Source organism: Prochlorococcus sp. MIT 1318, assembly GCF_047304505.1.
GTDB lineage: Bacteria > Cyanobacteriota > Cyanobacteriia > PCC-6307 > Cyanobiaceae > Prochlorococcus > Prochlorococcus marinus_D.
Genome location: NZ_CP138958.1, coordinates 694,580 through 709,779, shown reverse-complemented (window position 1 = coordinate 709,779; position 15,200 = coordinate 694,580). Strand labels below are relative to the sequence as shown.

The 15,200-nt window shown below is 52.5% G+C and carries 15 protein-coding genes; 7 read left to right on the top strand and 8 right to left on the bottom strand.

Translation table 11 applies throughout. The annotated features are described in order from the left end of the window. The first annotated feature begins 59 nt into the window (after positions 1–59). The 3 genes from murC to SIB66_RS03610 are packed head-to-tail and all read left to right on the top strand — an operon-like array spanning position 60 to position 2,791. The gene (gene murC, locus SIB66_RS03620) at positions 60–1,526 is read left to right on the top strand and encodes a UDP-N-acetylmuramate--L-alanine ligase (RefSeq protein WP_063421783.1); all 1,467 of its coding nucleotides are present in this window, start codon (positions 60–62) and stop codon (positions 1,524–1,526) included. Beyond that, positions 1,502–2,425, top strand: coding sequence for a UDP-N-acetylmuramate dehydrogenase (gene murB / locus SIB66_RS03615; RefSeq protein ID WP_063406036.1), 924 nt, complete (start codon positions 1,502–1,504; stop codon positions 2,423–2,425). The genes murC and murB overlap by 25 nt, the downstream gene beginning before the upstream one ends. A 24-nt stretch (positions 2,426–2,449) precedes the next feature. Further along, the gene (locus SIB66_RS03610) at positions 2,450–2,791 is read left to right on the top strand and encodes a YbaB/EbfC family nucleoid-associated protein (protein ID WP_063406037.1); all 342 of its coding nucleotides are present in this window, start codon (positions 2,450–2,452) and stop codon (positions 2,789–2,791) included. On the opposite strand, the gene rsgA is transcribed toward SIB66_RS03610, so the two are convergent. Genes rsgA through grpE form a run of 4 tightly spaced genes read right to left on the bottom strand, consistent with a single transcriptional unit; the run spans position 2,748 to position 5,836 of the window. Next, a complete protein-coding gene (gene rsgA, locus SIB66_RS03605) occupies positions 2,748–3,713 on the bottom strand; it encodes a ribosome small subunit-dependent GTPase A (protein ID WP_063406038.1) in 966 nt (321 codons plus the stop codon). The two genes, SIB66_RS03610 and rsgA, sit on opposite strands and share 44 nt — an antisense overlap. Then, complete coding sequence (locus SIB66_RS03600; RefSeq protein ID WP_011129402.1) at positions 3,700–3,945, bottom strand: sulfurtransferase TusA family protein; 246 nt, start codon at positions 3,943–3,945, stop codon at positions 3,700–3,702. Before SIB66_RS03600 ends, rsgA begins: the two co-directional genes overlap by 14 nt. Further along, a complete protein-coding gene (gene dnaJ / locus SIB66_RS03595) occupies positions 3,942–5,078 on the bottom strand; it encodes a molecular chaperone DnaJ (protein WP_063406039.1) in 1,137 nt (378 codons plus the stop codon). The genes SIB66_RS03600 and dnaJ overlap by 4 nt, the downstream gene beginning before the upstream one ends. 44 nt (positions 5,079–5,122) lie before the next feature. Next, positions 5,123–5,836, bottom strand: coding sequence for a nucleotide exchange factor GrpE (gene grpE / locus SIB66_RS03590; RefSeq protein ID WP_063406040.1), 714 nt, complete (start codon positions 5,834–5,836; stop codon positions 5,123–5,125). Between grpE and SIB66_RS03585 the strand changes: the two genes are divergently transcribed. The 3 genes from SIB66_RS03585 to SIB66_RS03575 are packed head-to-tail and all read left to right on the top strand — an operon-like array spanning position 5,835 to position 10,261. Next, positions 5,835–7,877 carry a GspE/PulE family protein gene (locus tag SIB66_RS03585; protein ID WP_236070174.1) on the top strand — a complete coding sequence of 681 codons (2,043 nt, stop codon included), beginning with the start codon at positions 5,835–5,837 and terminating at the stop codon, positions 7,875–7,877. The genes grpE and SIB66_RS03585 overlap by 2 nt on opposite strands. A gap of 10 nt (positions 7,878–7,887) precedes the next feature. Next, positions 7,888–8,964: a type IV pilus twitching motility protein PilT gene (locus tag SIB66_RS03580; RefSeq protein WP_063406042.1), complete on the top strand. Its 1,077-nt coding sequence runs from the start codon at positions 7,888–7,890 to the stop codon at positions 8,962–8,964. A gap of 16 nt (positions 8,965–8,980) precedes the next feature. Beyond that, positions 8,981–10,261 carry a type II secretion system F family protein gene (locus SIB66_RS03575; protein ID WP_063406043.1) on the top strand — a complete coding sequence of 427 codons (1,281 nt, stop codon included), beginning with the start codon at positions 8,981–8,983 and terminating at the stop codon, positions 10,259–10,261. Here the strand turns inward: SIB66_RS03575 and SIB66_RS03570 are convergent. Both SIB66_RS03570 and msrB read right to left on the bottom strand, forming a co-directional pair. After that, a complete protein-coding gene (locus SIB66_RS03570) occupies positions 10,236–11,558 on the bottom strand; it encodes an NAD(P)/FAD-dependent oxidoreductase (RefSeq protein ID WP_063406044.1) in 1,323 nt (440 codons plus the stop codon). The genes SIB66_RS03575 and SIB66_RS03570 overlap by 26 nt on opposite strands. Further along, on the bottom strand, positions 11,485–11,991 hold the full coding sequence (gene msrB / locus SIB66_RS03565) for a peptide-methionine (R)-S-oxide reductase MsrB (RefSeq protein ID WP_063406054.1): 507 nt from the start codon (positions 11,989–11,991) through the stop codon (positions 11,485–11,487). The genes SIB66_RS03570 and msrB overlap by 74 nt, the downstream gene beginning before the upstream one ends. A gap of 69 nt (positions 11,992–12,060) precedes the next feature. Between msrB and dusA the strand changes: the two genes are divergently transcribed. Further along, the gene (gene dusA / locus SIB66_RS03560) at positions 12,061–13,065 is read left to right on the top strand and encodes a tRNA dihydrouridine(20/20a) synthase DusA (RefSeq protein ID WP_063406045.1); all 1,005 of its coding nucleotides are present in this window, start codon (positions 12,061–12,063) and stop codon (positions 13,063–13,065) included. A 9-nt stretch (positions 13,066–13,074) separates the two neighbouring features. On the opposite strand, the gene SIB66_RS03555 is transcribed toward dusA, so the two are convergent. Further along, a complete protein-coding gene (locus SIB66_RS03555) occupies positions 13,075–13,647 on the bottom strand; it encodes an RNA recognition motif domain-containing protein (RefSeq protein WP_413681386.1) in 573 nt (190 codons plus the stop codon). 123 nt (positions 13,648–13,770) lie between these two features. Continuing rightward, positions 13,771–15,183 (bottom strand): argininosuccinate lyase, encoded by a 1,413-nt coding sequence (gene argH / locus SIB66_RS03550; RefSeq protein ID WP_063407652.1) that lies wholly within the window; start codon positions 15,181–15,183, stop codon positions 13,771–13,773. Positions 15,184–15,200 lie beyond the last annotated feature (17 nt).

Genomic DNA, 15,200 nt, shown 5'->3' with positions numbered 1-15,200 from the left:
GGCCGGACCTCTCCAAAACATAAGAATGACGGGCTTTTAGCCCAAGACTGGCTTATCTTTTGAGCCTATGGTTTTGGCCATTGACCAGCACGCTCAACCGCCAGCAACCCATCCACTTCATAGGTGTTGGCGGCATCGGCATGTCTGCACTAGCTCTAATTCTGGTAAATCGAGGTCATATCGTCTCCGGCTCCGACTCACGAGAAAACACTACCGTTGAGCACCTGAGAGCTCAAGGAGTAAGGGTCTTCCGCGATCAAAGCGCCGCAAATATCGATGCCATTTGTAGCAACGTAGATCTCCTTCCTTTGGTTGTGATCAGCACAGCCATTCCCAAGAGCAATCCTGAGCTCAAGGCAGCCAAGCTGTCTCAATTGAAAATTTGGCATCGCTCAGACCTCCTTGCTGCCTTGATTCAGGCACAACCATCTATTGCAGTAGCTGGAAGCCATGGCAAAACCACCACCAGCACCCTGCTCACCACACTGCTGGCCACAACCGATCAAGACCCAACAGCTGTGATTGGTGGTGTCGTGCCTTACTACGACAGCAATGGCCATGCGGGCAAAGGACGACTGCTAGTAGCAGAAGCTGATGAATCTGATGGATCTCTCGTCAAGTTTCAGGCAACGCTCGGCGTGATCACCAACTTGGAGTTAGATCACACCGACCACTACGCCAATCTTGATGAACTGATCAACACCATGAAGCGGTTCGGCCAAGGTTGCCGACGACTGCTCGCCAACTTCGACTGCCCAATCCTCAAGGAGCATTTCGATGCCACAGCTTGGTGGTCAGTCAAAACCTCAGCAGGTGTTGATTTTGCAGCTTTACCAATTTGCCTCAATGGCGATCAAACAATTGCGGACATTTACGAGCAGGGCAAACCGATGGGGCAAATCACACTGCCAATGCCCGGACTTCACAACCTCAGCAACGCTATGGCAGCCATCGCAGCCTGCAGACTCGAAGGACTGTCCTTTGAGGACGTGCAACAAGGTCTTGCTGACCTGCAGCCTCCTGGGCGCCGTTTCGACTTCCGAGGCACTTGGGAGGGTCGCCAAATCGTTGATGATTACGCCCACCATCCAAGCGAAGTCAGAGCCACACTCACAATGGCGCGCTTGATAGTAACTAGTGGTCGTAGCCAATTACCGAACCCACCCAAACGCATTTTGGCCGTGTTCCAGCCTCATCGATACAGCCGTACAAACGAATTTCTCTACGACTTCGCAAGGGCACTCGGTGAAGCGGATGCTGTTCTGCTAGCACCCGTTTACAGCGCAGGAGAGCACCCTATTCAGGGAGCAACGAGTGAGAGCCTGGCTAAAGCGATCAGAATCCAACACCCCAACCTGCCAGTCGCCGTAGCTGAAAACTTTAATCAGCTAACCCTATTGGTGCAAAAACACAGCCTCAAAGGTGACCTAGTCCTCGCCATGGGTGCAGGCAATATCAACAATCTATGGAGACAACTGACACATCTTGACAACGCAAAGAGATGCCCACCCTCCCTGGCAGCCTGACCCTAGTGAAGGGGATCAAGCCCCAACCACTGGTTTCTCTTGCCAACTTCACGAGCTGGCGCGTCGGAGGACCTGCGGAATGGTTTGCATCACCCAGCAGCGTGGAGGAATTACAAACACTGATTGCTTGGGCTTATGAACAAAAGATGCCCTGTCGAGTCATCGGAGCAGGATCAAACCTACTAATCAACGACGCTGGCTTGCCGGGCCTGAGCCTTTGCATGCGCAAACTCCAAGGGAGCGACCTAGATCCAAAGACTGGCATTGTCGAAGCCTTGGCCGGTGAACCAATCCCCAACCTTTCCAAACGCGCCGCAAAGGCTGGCCTACATGGCCTGGAATGGGCCGTTGGGATTCCTGGAACAGTTGGTGGTGCAGCCGTCATGAATGCTGGAGCCCAGGGCGGCTGCACAGCCGACTGGCTGGAATCTGTACAAGTCCTCGACCTCAATGGCGAGGGCCCTTTTGAACTGAGCCGCCAAGAGCTTGACTACGCCTACCGACAAAGTCTCTTGCAAGAAAAAACACTCGTCGTGCTCTCAGCCAGATTCCGCCTAGACCCCGGGCATGATCACAAGGAGCTCAATCAAATCACACAGCAAAACCTCACTCATCGCACGACGACCCAGCCTTATCAATTGCCTAGTTGCGGAAGTGTCTTTCGCAACCCAGAACCCCTCAAAGCTGGTCGTCTAATCGAAGCGCTGGGTTTGAAAGGTCACCGCATTGGAGGAGCTGAAGTCTCCCCTATTCACGCCAACTTCATCGTCAATATTGGTGGAGCCACGGCTGCCGACATCAATAAAATGATCACCCTCATTCAGCAACGGGTACAGATGGCCCATGGAGTGATGCTTCATCCTGAAGTGAAACGACTTGGTTTCGAAGCGACCGCTTAATCTGCCCATTCCTCCAGCAACGCAATGGCAGGGTTCGGACTTCCCAATTTCGGCCAACTCACCGAAGCCTTCCGCAAGGCCCAACAAATCCAAGAAAACGCCCAAAAACTGCAGGAAGAGCTAGATGCCATGGAAATTGAGGGCAGCAGCCCAGACGGCAGAGCAAGTATCTGGCTATCTGGCAACCAGCAACCACTGCGTGTGCACCTTGAACCCTCACTGCTTGCCGAAGGACAAGATGCCAGCGAAACCGCGATCTTGGCCGCTCTTCAATCCGCCTATGAGCACTCCACCACCACCATGAAAGAGCAAATGGAAGAACTTACAGGAGGCCTGAACCTGAACCTCCCCGGGATGAGCGACTGAGGCACTCCATCTCCTCCAAAAAACGCTTATAGATTGGATATCGTTCCCAACTTTTGTCGACCCCACAACCGGGCTCATCACGATGGAAACAGTCCCTAAATCTGCAGGGATAATCTTCAATCTGTCCATCAAGTTCAGGGAACAACACCGCAAGCTTGCGCGGATCAGCAGGAAGTTCAGGTCGATTAAACCCTGGTGTATCAGCAACAAGAGATCCTTCGCACAGTCGAAAGAGTTCAACATGACGAGTGGTATGCCTGCCACGTTTCAACCGGCCAGAAACAGCGCCTACGCGCAGGGATAGCTGGGGCAAGAGCTGATTGAGCAAACTGGTCTTACCCACACCTGAAGGACCACAAAAGACAGCAAGTTGTGTACTGCTGAGTTTGTTTTTTAGGGCACACAACCCCTCTCCGGTCTGCACAGAAACCGCCATAGGCCGATACCCCCAACCCCTTAGCCGCACGAGCTGCTGCTCGAGCTGATCCGAAGTGATCAGATCCCGTTTGGTGAGGATGAGGTGAACATCAACACCAGTCTGCTCAGCAGACAGTAGAAAACGACTCGCTTGGTCAGCGTCAAAGCAAGGCTGCTTGACTGCCAAGGCAACTACAACAGCCGTAACGTTGGCGACTGGCGGGCGGTTGATCCAACTCTGCCTAGGTTCCACATCACCAACCACAGCTCGACGCTCCTGCCAATCGATTGCTTCCACCCAAACTCGATCCCCCACATGCACGGCAGCCCCGCGATGGTCCAGGCGCGTTCGACGAGTACAAAGCAAACGCAATGGTTCATCATCCGTTGATCGTGTCCAGCTCACCAATGAAGATGGATTAAAAGTCTCGAGTTCTACCTCGAGAAAATTTGCTTGTAAGGCCACCACCATCCCTGCAAGCCGCGGCGCCTCAGCCTCCGCCACAGGTCACCATCAACCTCAGCCAAGTGTTTTCCTGAGCAATAATCTCAACGCGATGACCTGCCTCTACTAACCCTGGAACCACCATCGCCTCAGGTTCCCCACGATCAAGATCCACCTGTAGACGTTCCTTGTCCTTAAGACCCTCAAGAGCCAAGCGACAGCGAATAAAATTGATTGGGCAAGGAGTACCGCGCAAATCAATCTGCTGATCAGGAACAAGCTGGGCGGTCATCCTTTCTGGCCAAACAAACGAGCAAACAAACCACTGTTGTGATGGTGATGCTGCCTACCTTTAGCGGAATGATGGCCAGCAAGATCTTCAAGCAAGCCCCGCTCCTCATCAGAAAGACGAATGGGCAACTTCACATTGATAGAAATAAGCTGATTACCTCTTGCTACTGGGTTGCCTAGTTTGGGAATACCCTTGTTTTCAAGGGTGAGTACAGCATTGGGCTGAGTTCCAGCAGGAATCTCAAGACTGGTGTTGCCATCAACCGTATCAACCTCAATGATGTCGCCAAGGATTGCCTGGAGATAACTCACGTTGACTTCTGAAAGCACCGTGATCCCATCACGTCGCAATTGGGGATGGGATTTCACCGTCAAAAATACGTAAAGGTCTCCAGAAGGTCCACCCCGCAAACCAGCATTTCCCTCACCGGCAACTCTCAGACGAGTTCCGGTATCAACCCCAGCGGGAATATTGATGCGCAATTTCTTGCGAACCTGACGTACACCCTGTCCAGCACATGCAGAGCAAGGATCTGCAATCACCTGTCCAGTACCTTCACAACTGGGACATTCCGCCACCTGAGTGAAGCTCCCGAAAGGTGTTCTGGTCGCTCGTCGAACCTGACCAACACCACCACAAGTGGAACAGGTCGTTGGTCCACTACCCACCTTGGCGCCAGTGCCGTTACAGGTGTCGCAGGTTTCAAGATGGGGAATTTTGATTTCTCGTTCCTGGCCGAAAACAGCTTGCTCAAAGTCAATCTTCAAGTCGTAGCGAAGATCATCTCCTTGCTGCGGTCCCCGTCGTCGTGGACGACCACCACCAGATCCACCAGCCCCACCAAAACCACTAAAAAAGGTCTCAAAGAGATCGGCAAAGCCACCCATATCGCCCACATCGGGCATCCCCCCTGCACCCCCAAGCCCAGCCTCGCCAAATTGGTCATAACGGCCACGAGTCTGAGGATCGCTAAGCACCTCATAAGCACGACCGATCTCCTTGAAACGATCCTCTGCACCAGGATCCTTATTGATATCTGGGTGATACTGACGTGCCAAACGGCGATAAGCCCGCTTCAGGGTATCGCCATCAGCATCTTTGCTGACCCCTAGCAGGTCGTAATAATCAGCCATCAGCTCGTCAACACTCCTTCACCCTAAAGGGGAACAGCATGCAATCAGACCCCTGGTTGGGCAGGATCTGCCTCCCCTTGAAAAGTTGCAGTGGAGTCATCATTGGATTGAGCGGAAGAAGGAGAGGCGCCACTCTGCGGGCCTGGTCCCATAGACACCTTCACAAGAGCATGGCGAAGCACCCTGCCATTGAGGTGATATCCACGCTGAAGTTCTTCTGTGACTACATCCTCTGGATGCTCCTCACTGGGCTCTCTTGAAACAGCCTCATGGAGCGTGGGATCAAACGCCTGTCCAACAACCCGCATTGAAGCAACGCCCAATTGCTTGAGCACCTCAACAAGCTGTTTATAAAGACCCTGATAACTGCGATGAAGAGCCTGGGCCTCCTCCCCCTGAGGCTCTAATTGCTGACGAGCTCGCTCAAAATTGTCCACCACCGGTAGAATTTCACTCAAAGTAGTACAGATGAGCTGCAATCGAAGATCGTCCTGATCGCGACTCTGACGTTTGCGGAAATTATCGAAATCTGCAGCAATCCGCATGTACTGACTGCGAAGAGTTTCGTGCTCTTCCCGCAGGCTGCTGTGCTCCTGCTCCAACTGCTGTAAGCGAGCCTCATTATCCGCTAATGGTGCAGATTGAGCTGAAGGCTGACCATCATCGGAATTCATCGATGCCACTGATTCCAGAGGCACGGAAGCCTCTAAACCCTCAGCAGCAGGATCGTGAGCTGGGGTAGGAGCGTCGCCACTCATGCTGACCGGTTGCAAATTCACGTCTATACATGTTGATGGGAGTAGCACACCTCCCACAAGCGGCGGAAGCCCGCACCTCCAATTTCATTTCTTCTTCGTGACCCAGGGCCGACCAATCCCCAAAGCAACCAACAGCATCCAGCAGCGACTGGAACTGGAACTGCTCCTACAAGTCAGTGTGCTTAGCCACGAAGAACTTGTTGCCGGAGTGGAGCTAATGGCGAACCACAACACCACTCTTGACATCTCAACGTGGCAACAATTCCAGGCCCTGCCAATCAACATGCACAACCAACATTTGGTTGTAGCCATCTCGGACCAATGCAATGAGCAAACCAAAAATCAACTGATCTCAATGCTGCAGTCCCAAGGCTTCAGCACTGAATTCCGTCTCGCGCTGGCATCCGACATCAGCCAGCTGCTTGCACCAATGAGATCTGAGCAGCATGTTGAATCTGCATCCAAGTCAAAAGCAACAAAGCCAATTGCACAAACACCAACCTCCTTGCTGGCAGGATTTAGTGCCGAAGGCGTGCTCGAAGAAGATCCGGAAAAACAAGCCAGACTTGCTAGTTCCGTAGAGGATTTGGAGTCCAGCTTGATGGACTCAGACAACTCACCAGTCTCCCTGCTGGCAGGATTTAATACCGAAGGCTTGCTCGAAGAAGATCCGGAAGAACAAGCCAGACTTGCTAGTTCCGTAGAGGATTTGGAGTCCAGCTTGATGGACTCAGACAGCTCACCAGTCATCAGCCTGGTGGACCGCATACTGCTAGAGGCACTGCAAAAAGACGCCAGCGACGTACACGTTGAGCCGCAACAAGACGGACTACAGATCCGCTTCCGTAAAGACGGTGTATTGCAACGCTATATCGAACCCCTCCCGAGCCGGTTGATCCCGGCTGTTACCTCACGCTTCAAGATCATGGCCGACCTAGACATCGCAGAACGGCGCATGGCTCAGGACGGTCGCATTCGTCGCTCATATCGCAATCGTATGGTCGATTTCAGGGTGAATAGCCTGCCAAGCCGTTACGGGGAAAAAATCTGTCTGCGACTCCTCGACAGCAGTGCTACACAACTCGGGCTAGACAAACTGATCAGCAACCCAAACGCTCTCTCTCTCGTACGCAACCTGGGCTCTAAGCCCTTCGGCATGATCCTTGTGACAGGTCCAACAGGATCAGGCAAGTCAACAACCCTTTACTCCCTACTGGCAGAACGCAACGAGCCTGGTATCAACATTTCCACCGTAGAAGATCCCATCGAATACACCCTCCCTGGGATTACCCAATGTCAAGTGAACAGGGAAAAAGGCTTCGATTTCAGTACGGCACTTAGAGCCTTCATGCGTCAAGACCCAGACGTTCTACTGGTCGGTGAAACCCGTGACCTAGAAACCGCAAAAACCGCCATCGAAGCCGCACTGACTGGTCATCTGGTGCTAACCACGCTGCATTGCAATGACGCATCAAGTGCCATCGCCCGCCTCAACGAGATGGGCGTGGAACCATTCATGGTGAGCGCCTCGTTGATTGGCATCGTCTCTCAACGACTTCTACGAAGAGTGTGCAGTTCTTGTCGTAAGCCCTACCACCCAACTGAAAAAGAACTGGGTCGATTTGGATTGATGGCCCATAAAGAAACTGGCGTGACGTTTTTCAAGGCCCACCATCACACTCAAGAAAAACAGCCGTGCCCCAACTGTCAAGGCAGCGGCTACAAGGGCCGAGTTGGTGCCTATGAAGTACTGCGCATGAACGAAGAGCTCGCTACAGCCGTCGCCAAAGGTGCCACTACTGATTTAGTAAGACGTCTGGCGCTCGAGGCTGGTATGAAAACTCTGTTGGGCTACAGCCTCGACCTGGTGCGAGAAGGCCACACCACCCTTGAAGAAGTAGAACGAATGATCCTCACCGATTCCGGATTGGAATCAGAGCGCCGCGCCAGAGCCCTGAGCACTGTCACCTGCAACGTCTGCGGGGCAGGCCTCCAAGACGACTGGCTCGAATGTCCCTACTGTCTAACCGCACGCCAATGAAGGGCCCGTCATGGATCTAATGATCGAGGACCTGATGGAACAGCTTGTTCAAGGTGGCGGCAGTGATCTGCACATTGCTACCGGCCAGCCCCCGTATGGACGATTCAGCGGTGAATTAAAGCCAATGACCAATACCCCCCTCTCCGAAGAAACATGCAACAAGCTGATTTTCTCAATGCTCAACAACAGTCAGAGAAAGACTCTTGAACAAACCTGGGAGCTTGACTGTGCCTATGGGCTAAAGGGTGTGGCGCGCTTTCGTGTAAATGTCTATCGACAGAAGGGAAGTTACGCCGCCTGTCTACGGGCTCTTGGCAGCACGATCCCGAGTATTGAAAGTCTCAACCTGCCACCAGTAGTCATAGAAACCAGCAAACGACCAAGGGGATTAGTGCTAGTAACAGGACCAACCGGATCAGGCAAAACAACAACCCTGGCTTCCCTGCTGGACCACATCAATCACACCAGAAGCGAACATATCCTCACGATCGAAGATCCAATCGAATTCGTATACAAAAGCGATCTCAGCCTTGTGCACCAGCGACAGCTCAATGAAGACACACGCAGTTTTGGCAATGCCCTGCGTGCGGCACTACGTGAAGATCCTGATGTGATCCTAGTGGGCGAAATGCGCGACCTGGAAACCATTCAACTGGCCATCAGCGCCGCCGAAACAGGTCACCTCGTGTTCGGCACCCTGCACACCAACTCAGCGGCACAAACGGTCGATCGCATGGTCGATGTTTTCCCCCCAAACCAACAAACCCAAATCAGAGTTCAACTCTCAGGAAGCCTGCTAGCCATTTTTTCGCAAACACTCTGCCGTCGTCAAAATCCACAACCAGAACAGTTTGGGCGAGTCATGGCTCAAGAAATCTTGATCAACACCCCAGCCACAGCAAACCTGATCAGAGAAGGCAAAACTGCACAGCTCTACTCCCAAATTCAAACCGGAGGAGAACTAGGGATGCAAACACTAGAAAAAGCCCTTGCGAGTCTGACTAAAAAGGGTGAAATTAGCCGCTCTGAAGCCATCGCCAAAGCCAGTAAACCCAGCGAACTGGAGCAACTCCTCAACGATGGCTAAGAGTCAGAACTAAGCGATGACCTCCTTTGTCGCCACCTACGAATCTGCAAGTGGTCAAACACGCACGATGACCATCAAAGCGGCCGACCTAACAACAGCAAAAAAATTACTACGTCGTCGTGGAATACGAGCAACTGACCTACAAGCAAGCCTCAACAATAAAGGACAAGAAAATAGCAAAAAAATAGACCGCCAAAACAACACAAAATCATCAAAAAGTGGACTATTTTCCATCGATCTAAGTGCCGCTTTCGAAAAGCCTCCAGGTGTAAAAGAAAAAGCAGTTTTCGCAAACAAATTCGCAACTCTGGTAGATGCAGGCGTTCCGATCGTGCGCAGTCTCGACCTAATGGCTAGTCAACAGCGCTTGCCTATGTTCAAACGTGCCTTAATGAAGGTGAGTCTTGATGTAAATGAAGGCAGTGCCATGGGCACTGCTATGCGCAAGTGGCCAAAGGTATTCGATCAACTCAGTATCGCCATGGTGGCAGCCGGAGAAGCTGGTGGTGTTTTGGATGAAGCTCTCAAGCGACTCGCCAAGCTATTAGAAGACAATGCCCGACTCAAGAACCAAATCAAAGGGGCCCTGGGATACCCAGTCGCCGTGCTGGTGATAGCGATCCTCGTATTCCTAGGCATGACCATCTTCTTAATCCCAACCTTTGCAGGCATCTTTGAAGATTTAGGCGCCGAGCTGCCGCTATTCACCCAGTTGATGGTCGACCTAAGCAACTTATTACGCTCCTCCTATTCCCTGCTATTAGCAGGTGTCCTAGTGGTGTGCGCTTTGATTTTCAACCGCTACTACGCCACTTACCAAGGACGACGTCAGATCGATCGACTGACGCTGCGAATTCCCCTATTCGGAGATCTAATCATCAAAACTGCCACAGCTCAATTCTGCAGAATCTTCAGCTCACTTATCAAAGCAGGCGTACCAATCCTGATGTCACTAGAAATTGCCAGTGAAACCGCTGGCAATACAATCATTTCCGACGCCATTCTTGAATCACGCACCCTTGTGCAAGAAGGGGTGCTCCTTAGTGTTGCCTTGATTCGCCAAAAAGTGCTTCCAGAAATGGCCTTAAGCATGTTGGCCATTGGCGAGGAAACCGGAGATATGGATCAAATGATTAGCAAGGTGGCTGATTTTTACGAAGATGAGGTCTCTACCACGGTGAAAGCTCTTACCTCAGCTCTTGAGCCCGCGATGATCGTAATAGTAGGTGGCATCGTGGGCTCCATCCTGCTGGCGATGTATCTCCCCATGTTCACCGTGTTTGATCAGATCCAGTAGCAAGCTGCAAACCCTTTGCAATCGCCTGACCAGCAAGCCAACCGCTGGTCCAACAATGCTGAAAGTTGAACCCTCCCGTCAGCCCATCCACATCAAGAAGTTCCCCAGCAAAATAAAGACCTGGACACACTCGACTCTCCATCGTCGCGAGATTCACTTCGCCCAACTTCACTCCCCCAGCCGTAACGAACTCTTCTCCAAATGGCCCCTTGCCACCGATTGAGTAACAGCTGGAAACCAAAGCTTCAAACAAAAGACGTTCCAAACGGGCAGGACAATCCGCCCAACGCAAATCCGGATTAGCACCCACTTGAACCAACAAGGACAACCAAAGACGACGGGGCAAGTTAGGCACAGGACGAGCTGCTCCCAGAGTGCGTCGACCTTGGTGATGACGTAGGTCACGAAGTGACTGCTTCACCAGATTGTGACTACTCATGCCAAGCCAATTGACAACAAGTTTCCCCCGATAGTGATCACCTTGCAAAACCCTTGCAGCAAAAGCAGTAAGCCGCAGAATGGCGGGCCCACTTAATCCCCAATGAGTAATCAACACCCTGCCGGTCTGCTGAAAGTTTTGACCTCCAGCCTTAAGACTGAGATGAACGCCATCGACAGCCAAACCAGAACAGGCGATTAATGCAGGTGCCTCCAGAGCAAGACTGAACAGAGAAGGAACAGACGGCACAAGCTGATGACCCATCGCTGCCGCCAAGCGACGACCACTGGGATGCCCACCCGTAGCCAATAAAACCCTTTGAGCCTGAAAAGAAGACCCATCCCGACATTGAACTAAAAACCCTGCAGCACCACGATGCTCCAAACTCTTTACAAGCTTCTGACTGCGCAAGCGGACCCCAGCCACCACTGCTGCCTGCTTCAGACACGCAACCACTGCAGAGGAGCAATTAGCCACAGGGAACATTCGCCCATCTGGCTCTGCCACAAGCTCAAGGCCCCGATCGGCAAACCAAGCCACCGCATCACCGGTAGCAAAACGGCTAAAGAGGCCCCGCAATGGGCGTTCACCTCGGGGGTAATGGGTCACCAAATCACCTGGCTCCCAGCAGGCATGGGTCACGTTGCAACGGCCGCCACCACTGATCTTCACCTTCGTCAATGGCTCAGAGGTGGCCTCCAACACATGAACAAAAGCCAAACCCTCCTCAGCAGCGGTGATTGCCCCAAAAAAGCCTGAGGCACCACCACCAACAACGATCAAATCAACTGGCGGGTCGGAAAGTAAGGGCAACTCCGTTATTGCAATAGCGCTTGCCGGTTGGCCTGGGACCATCATTGAAGACATGTCCCTGATGACCACCACACCGCCGGCAATGATATTCGCTGCGAGGAATAATCAATTTGAAATCTACTTTCGTTTGAATAGCTCCAGCAAGGGGCTCCCAGAAACTTGGCCAGCCAGTACCACTATCGAATTTCGCCGCAGAAGAAAACAACGGCAGATCGCAACCTGCACAGTGATAGATGCCCACACGCTTCTCCTTGTCGAGAGAACTCGTAAAAGGGCGCTCGGTTCCCTCCTCTCGAAGCACCCGATAAGCCTCAGGCGAAAGACGCTGTGCCCACTGCTCATTACTAAGCGACCAAGCAAGATCCTCAGCCCTCGTAGCAGCAAAGGCTGCTGCAGGTCTCCTATAAACACCAAAGGCTCCTGCAATAGTGGCTATCAGCAGAGAACGACGACTCAATAGCAAAGCAGTAATGGGCATAAGCGCAGCCAAAATCAATGACCTTGTTTCTAGGAAAGCGCAACACAGCTATGAAGGCAGCATGAATCAATGATTGCTCCTTTCACGCCACAGGTTGATGGTGCTTATCGGTTCAGCGTGGCTCCAATGCTCGACTGCACAGATCGACACTTCAGGGTACTAATGCGACAAATCAGTCGCCGGGCGTTGCTTTACACGGAAATGTTGGTGGCCCAAGCTCTGCATCAAAGCAACCGTCTTGATCATCTGCTCGATTTCGACATCATCGAGCATCCCCTGTCTCTACAAGTAGGAGGCGATGATCCAAAAATGCTTGCAGAAGCAGCGCGCCTGGCCGATGCCTGGGGCTACGACGAAATCAACCTCAACGTTGGATGTCCCAGCTCAAGAGCAAAAGCAGGCAACTTCGGTGCCTGCCTAATGGCTAAACCTGATCAAGTCGCACGTTGTGTTGAAGCGATGGCGATAGCGAGCCCTCTTCCAGTCACCGTGAAACACCGTCTAGGCATTGATGATTTCGATAGCGACGCTCTACTCATGACCTTTGTCGACCGAGTGTCCATCGCAGGAGCCACTCGCTTTACTGTGCATGCACGAAAAGCCTGGCTAGAAGGACTTGACCCCAAACAAAACCGCACGATTCCACCACTTCAACATCAACGAGTCACCCATCTCAAGCAACAACGCCCGCAACTCACTATTGAAATCAATGGAGGACTAGAACACCCTGCCGACTGTCTAACAGCACTGCAAACCTGTGATGGGGCAATGGTTGGACGAGCAGCGTATGCGCATCCGCTCCGCTGGCAGAGCATGGATGAGCTGGTTTATGGAGAACAACCACGCTCAATCAAGGCTTCTCAAGTCATAGGAGGATTACTCCCTCATGCCGAAACCCACCTAAGCCGAGGTGGCCGGCTATGGGATCTTTGCCGACATCTTTTACAACTCGTTGAAGGGGTAGCGGGCGCCAAATCCTGGAGGCGAGACCTTGGCATCAAGGCTCAAAAAGCCGATGCCGATATAAGAGTGCTGCAAAAAGCAGCCCAGCAACTTGAAGATGCCGGGCTATAAGCACTTAACTCAGCCCTCCGCTCCCCCATATCCGCTGTAGCTGTCACCACCTTCACCCTCAGGTGCAGCGCCTCCCCTCCGACGACGAGTGCGGCCCTCGTCATAGGAACTTGTTTCAGGAGAAGCTCCGCCATAACTGCGATCTTCCCAACCACGAGCTCCCGAACCACGATCTCCACCGCCGCCACCACCACCGCCATATCCACCGCCGCCACCGCCATATCCACCGCCACCACCGCCATATCCACCGCCACCACCGCCATATCCACCGCCGCCACCACCACCATATCCACCGCCGCCACCGCCATATCCACCGCCGCCACCGCGACGGGGCGCACTGCCACGTGGCTCTGCCTTATTAATCCTCAAAGGGCGACCCATCATTTCCGCCCCTTGAAGAGCTTCGATAGCCGCAGGCTCAGCTGACTCATCAGCCATCTCAACAAAAGCAAAGCCCCTTTTGCGTCCTGTGTCGCGTTCCAAGGGCAAAGCACAATTCGCAACCTCACCAAAAGGTGCAAACAATTCAATAACGTCTTCCTGCTCAGCGCGGAAGGGAAGATTGCCGACGAAAATACTCACTTTCCTTGTGGACCGTAAAAAAAGTAGTGGACCAATTGGCCAGGTATAGCCATTAGTTCATGATTCGGGAATGAATCAATCCACCTTTGGCGCTATCAGAGTAGACCCGCCGAGGCATTTCGATCATGACAGTACGGAATCAAGGCGGCTACGCCAGTGACGCAGTTGCTCCTCAACTCGATCAAAACCAGTGCCACCTTCACTAATCCGTACAGCCACAACCCGCTTTGGAGCCAATGCTTCATGCAAATCCTCAGCAATAGCGGAGTGAAATTCCTGCCATTGTTCAAGGCTTAGATCACAAAGCAAAATCCCTTCGTCTAAACAACGCTTCACAACCGCACCCACCAGTTGGTAGGCCTCCCGAAAGGGCACTCCTTTAGCAACCAGGTAGTCAGCCACATCAGTGGCATTGGAAAAATCGGATTCAACGGCAGCTGCCAAGCGTTCCGAACAAAACTCCAACCCTTGCTCCATCAAAATCGCCATGGCTTCCACACAATCTTTAGTAGTGCGAACGGTGTCAAAAAGAGCTTCCTTATCCTCCTGAAAATCCTTGTTGTAAGCCAATGGCAAGCCCTTAATCATGGTCAGGAGACCCTGAAGGTGACCAAACACACGACCACATTTGCCTCGTACCAATTCAGGCACATCAGGATTCTTCTTCTGAGGCATCAAGCTGCTGCCAGTGGCACAACGATCGCTGAGACGCACAAATCCAAATTCCTCAGACGCCCAGAAAATCACCTCCTCCGCCAGGCGACTGAGATGGACCATGACCAACGAAGCCGCCGCTGTGTACTCAACAGCAAAATCGCGATCACTTACCGCATCAAGACTATTCGCGTAAATACACTCAAAACCAAGTGCTGCTGCTGTATTTTGGCGATCAATAGGCACTGATGTTCCTGCAAGGGCAGCCGCGCCAAGCGGCGAAATATTGACTCGTCCGCGAACATCTTTAAGCCGATCTCTATCCCTTTGGATCATCTCGATATAAGCCAAAAGATGATGGGCCAAGCAAAGCGGCTGGGCACGCTGTAAGTGGGTGTAGCCGGGAATCAAAGTTTGACGATGGGATTCTGCCTGTGTCAAAAGAGCATGCTGAAACCGCTCCAGTTCACAATCCAAATCATCCAAGCGACGCCGTAACCACAAGCGCAGATCCGTGCCTACCTGATCATTGCGACTTCGGCCGGTATGAAGTTTCTTACCGACAGGCCCCAATAAAGCGATCAGGCGCCGTTCAACAGCGAAATGAATATCTTCATCAACAAGTCCTGGCTGAAACTCTCCTGCCGCTGCCTCTGAGCGGATTTTCTCAAGGCCGCCCTCAAGCTGAGCCGCCTCTTCAAGACTGATCACTCCACATTCGCCAAGCATGCGTGCATGAGCGATAGACCCATCCAAATCTTCTTGGAGCAGAGTGATGTCAAAGCTGATGGAAGCATTGAACCGCTCAATAACCGGATGCAATCCCTCTTCAAACCTTTTGCTCCAGCCTTCTGCAGAACCACCGGTTACTCCACCTGCCATCCCTTCATGAGCAGCGA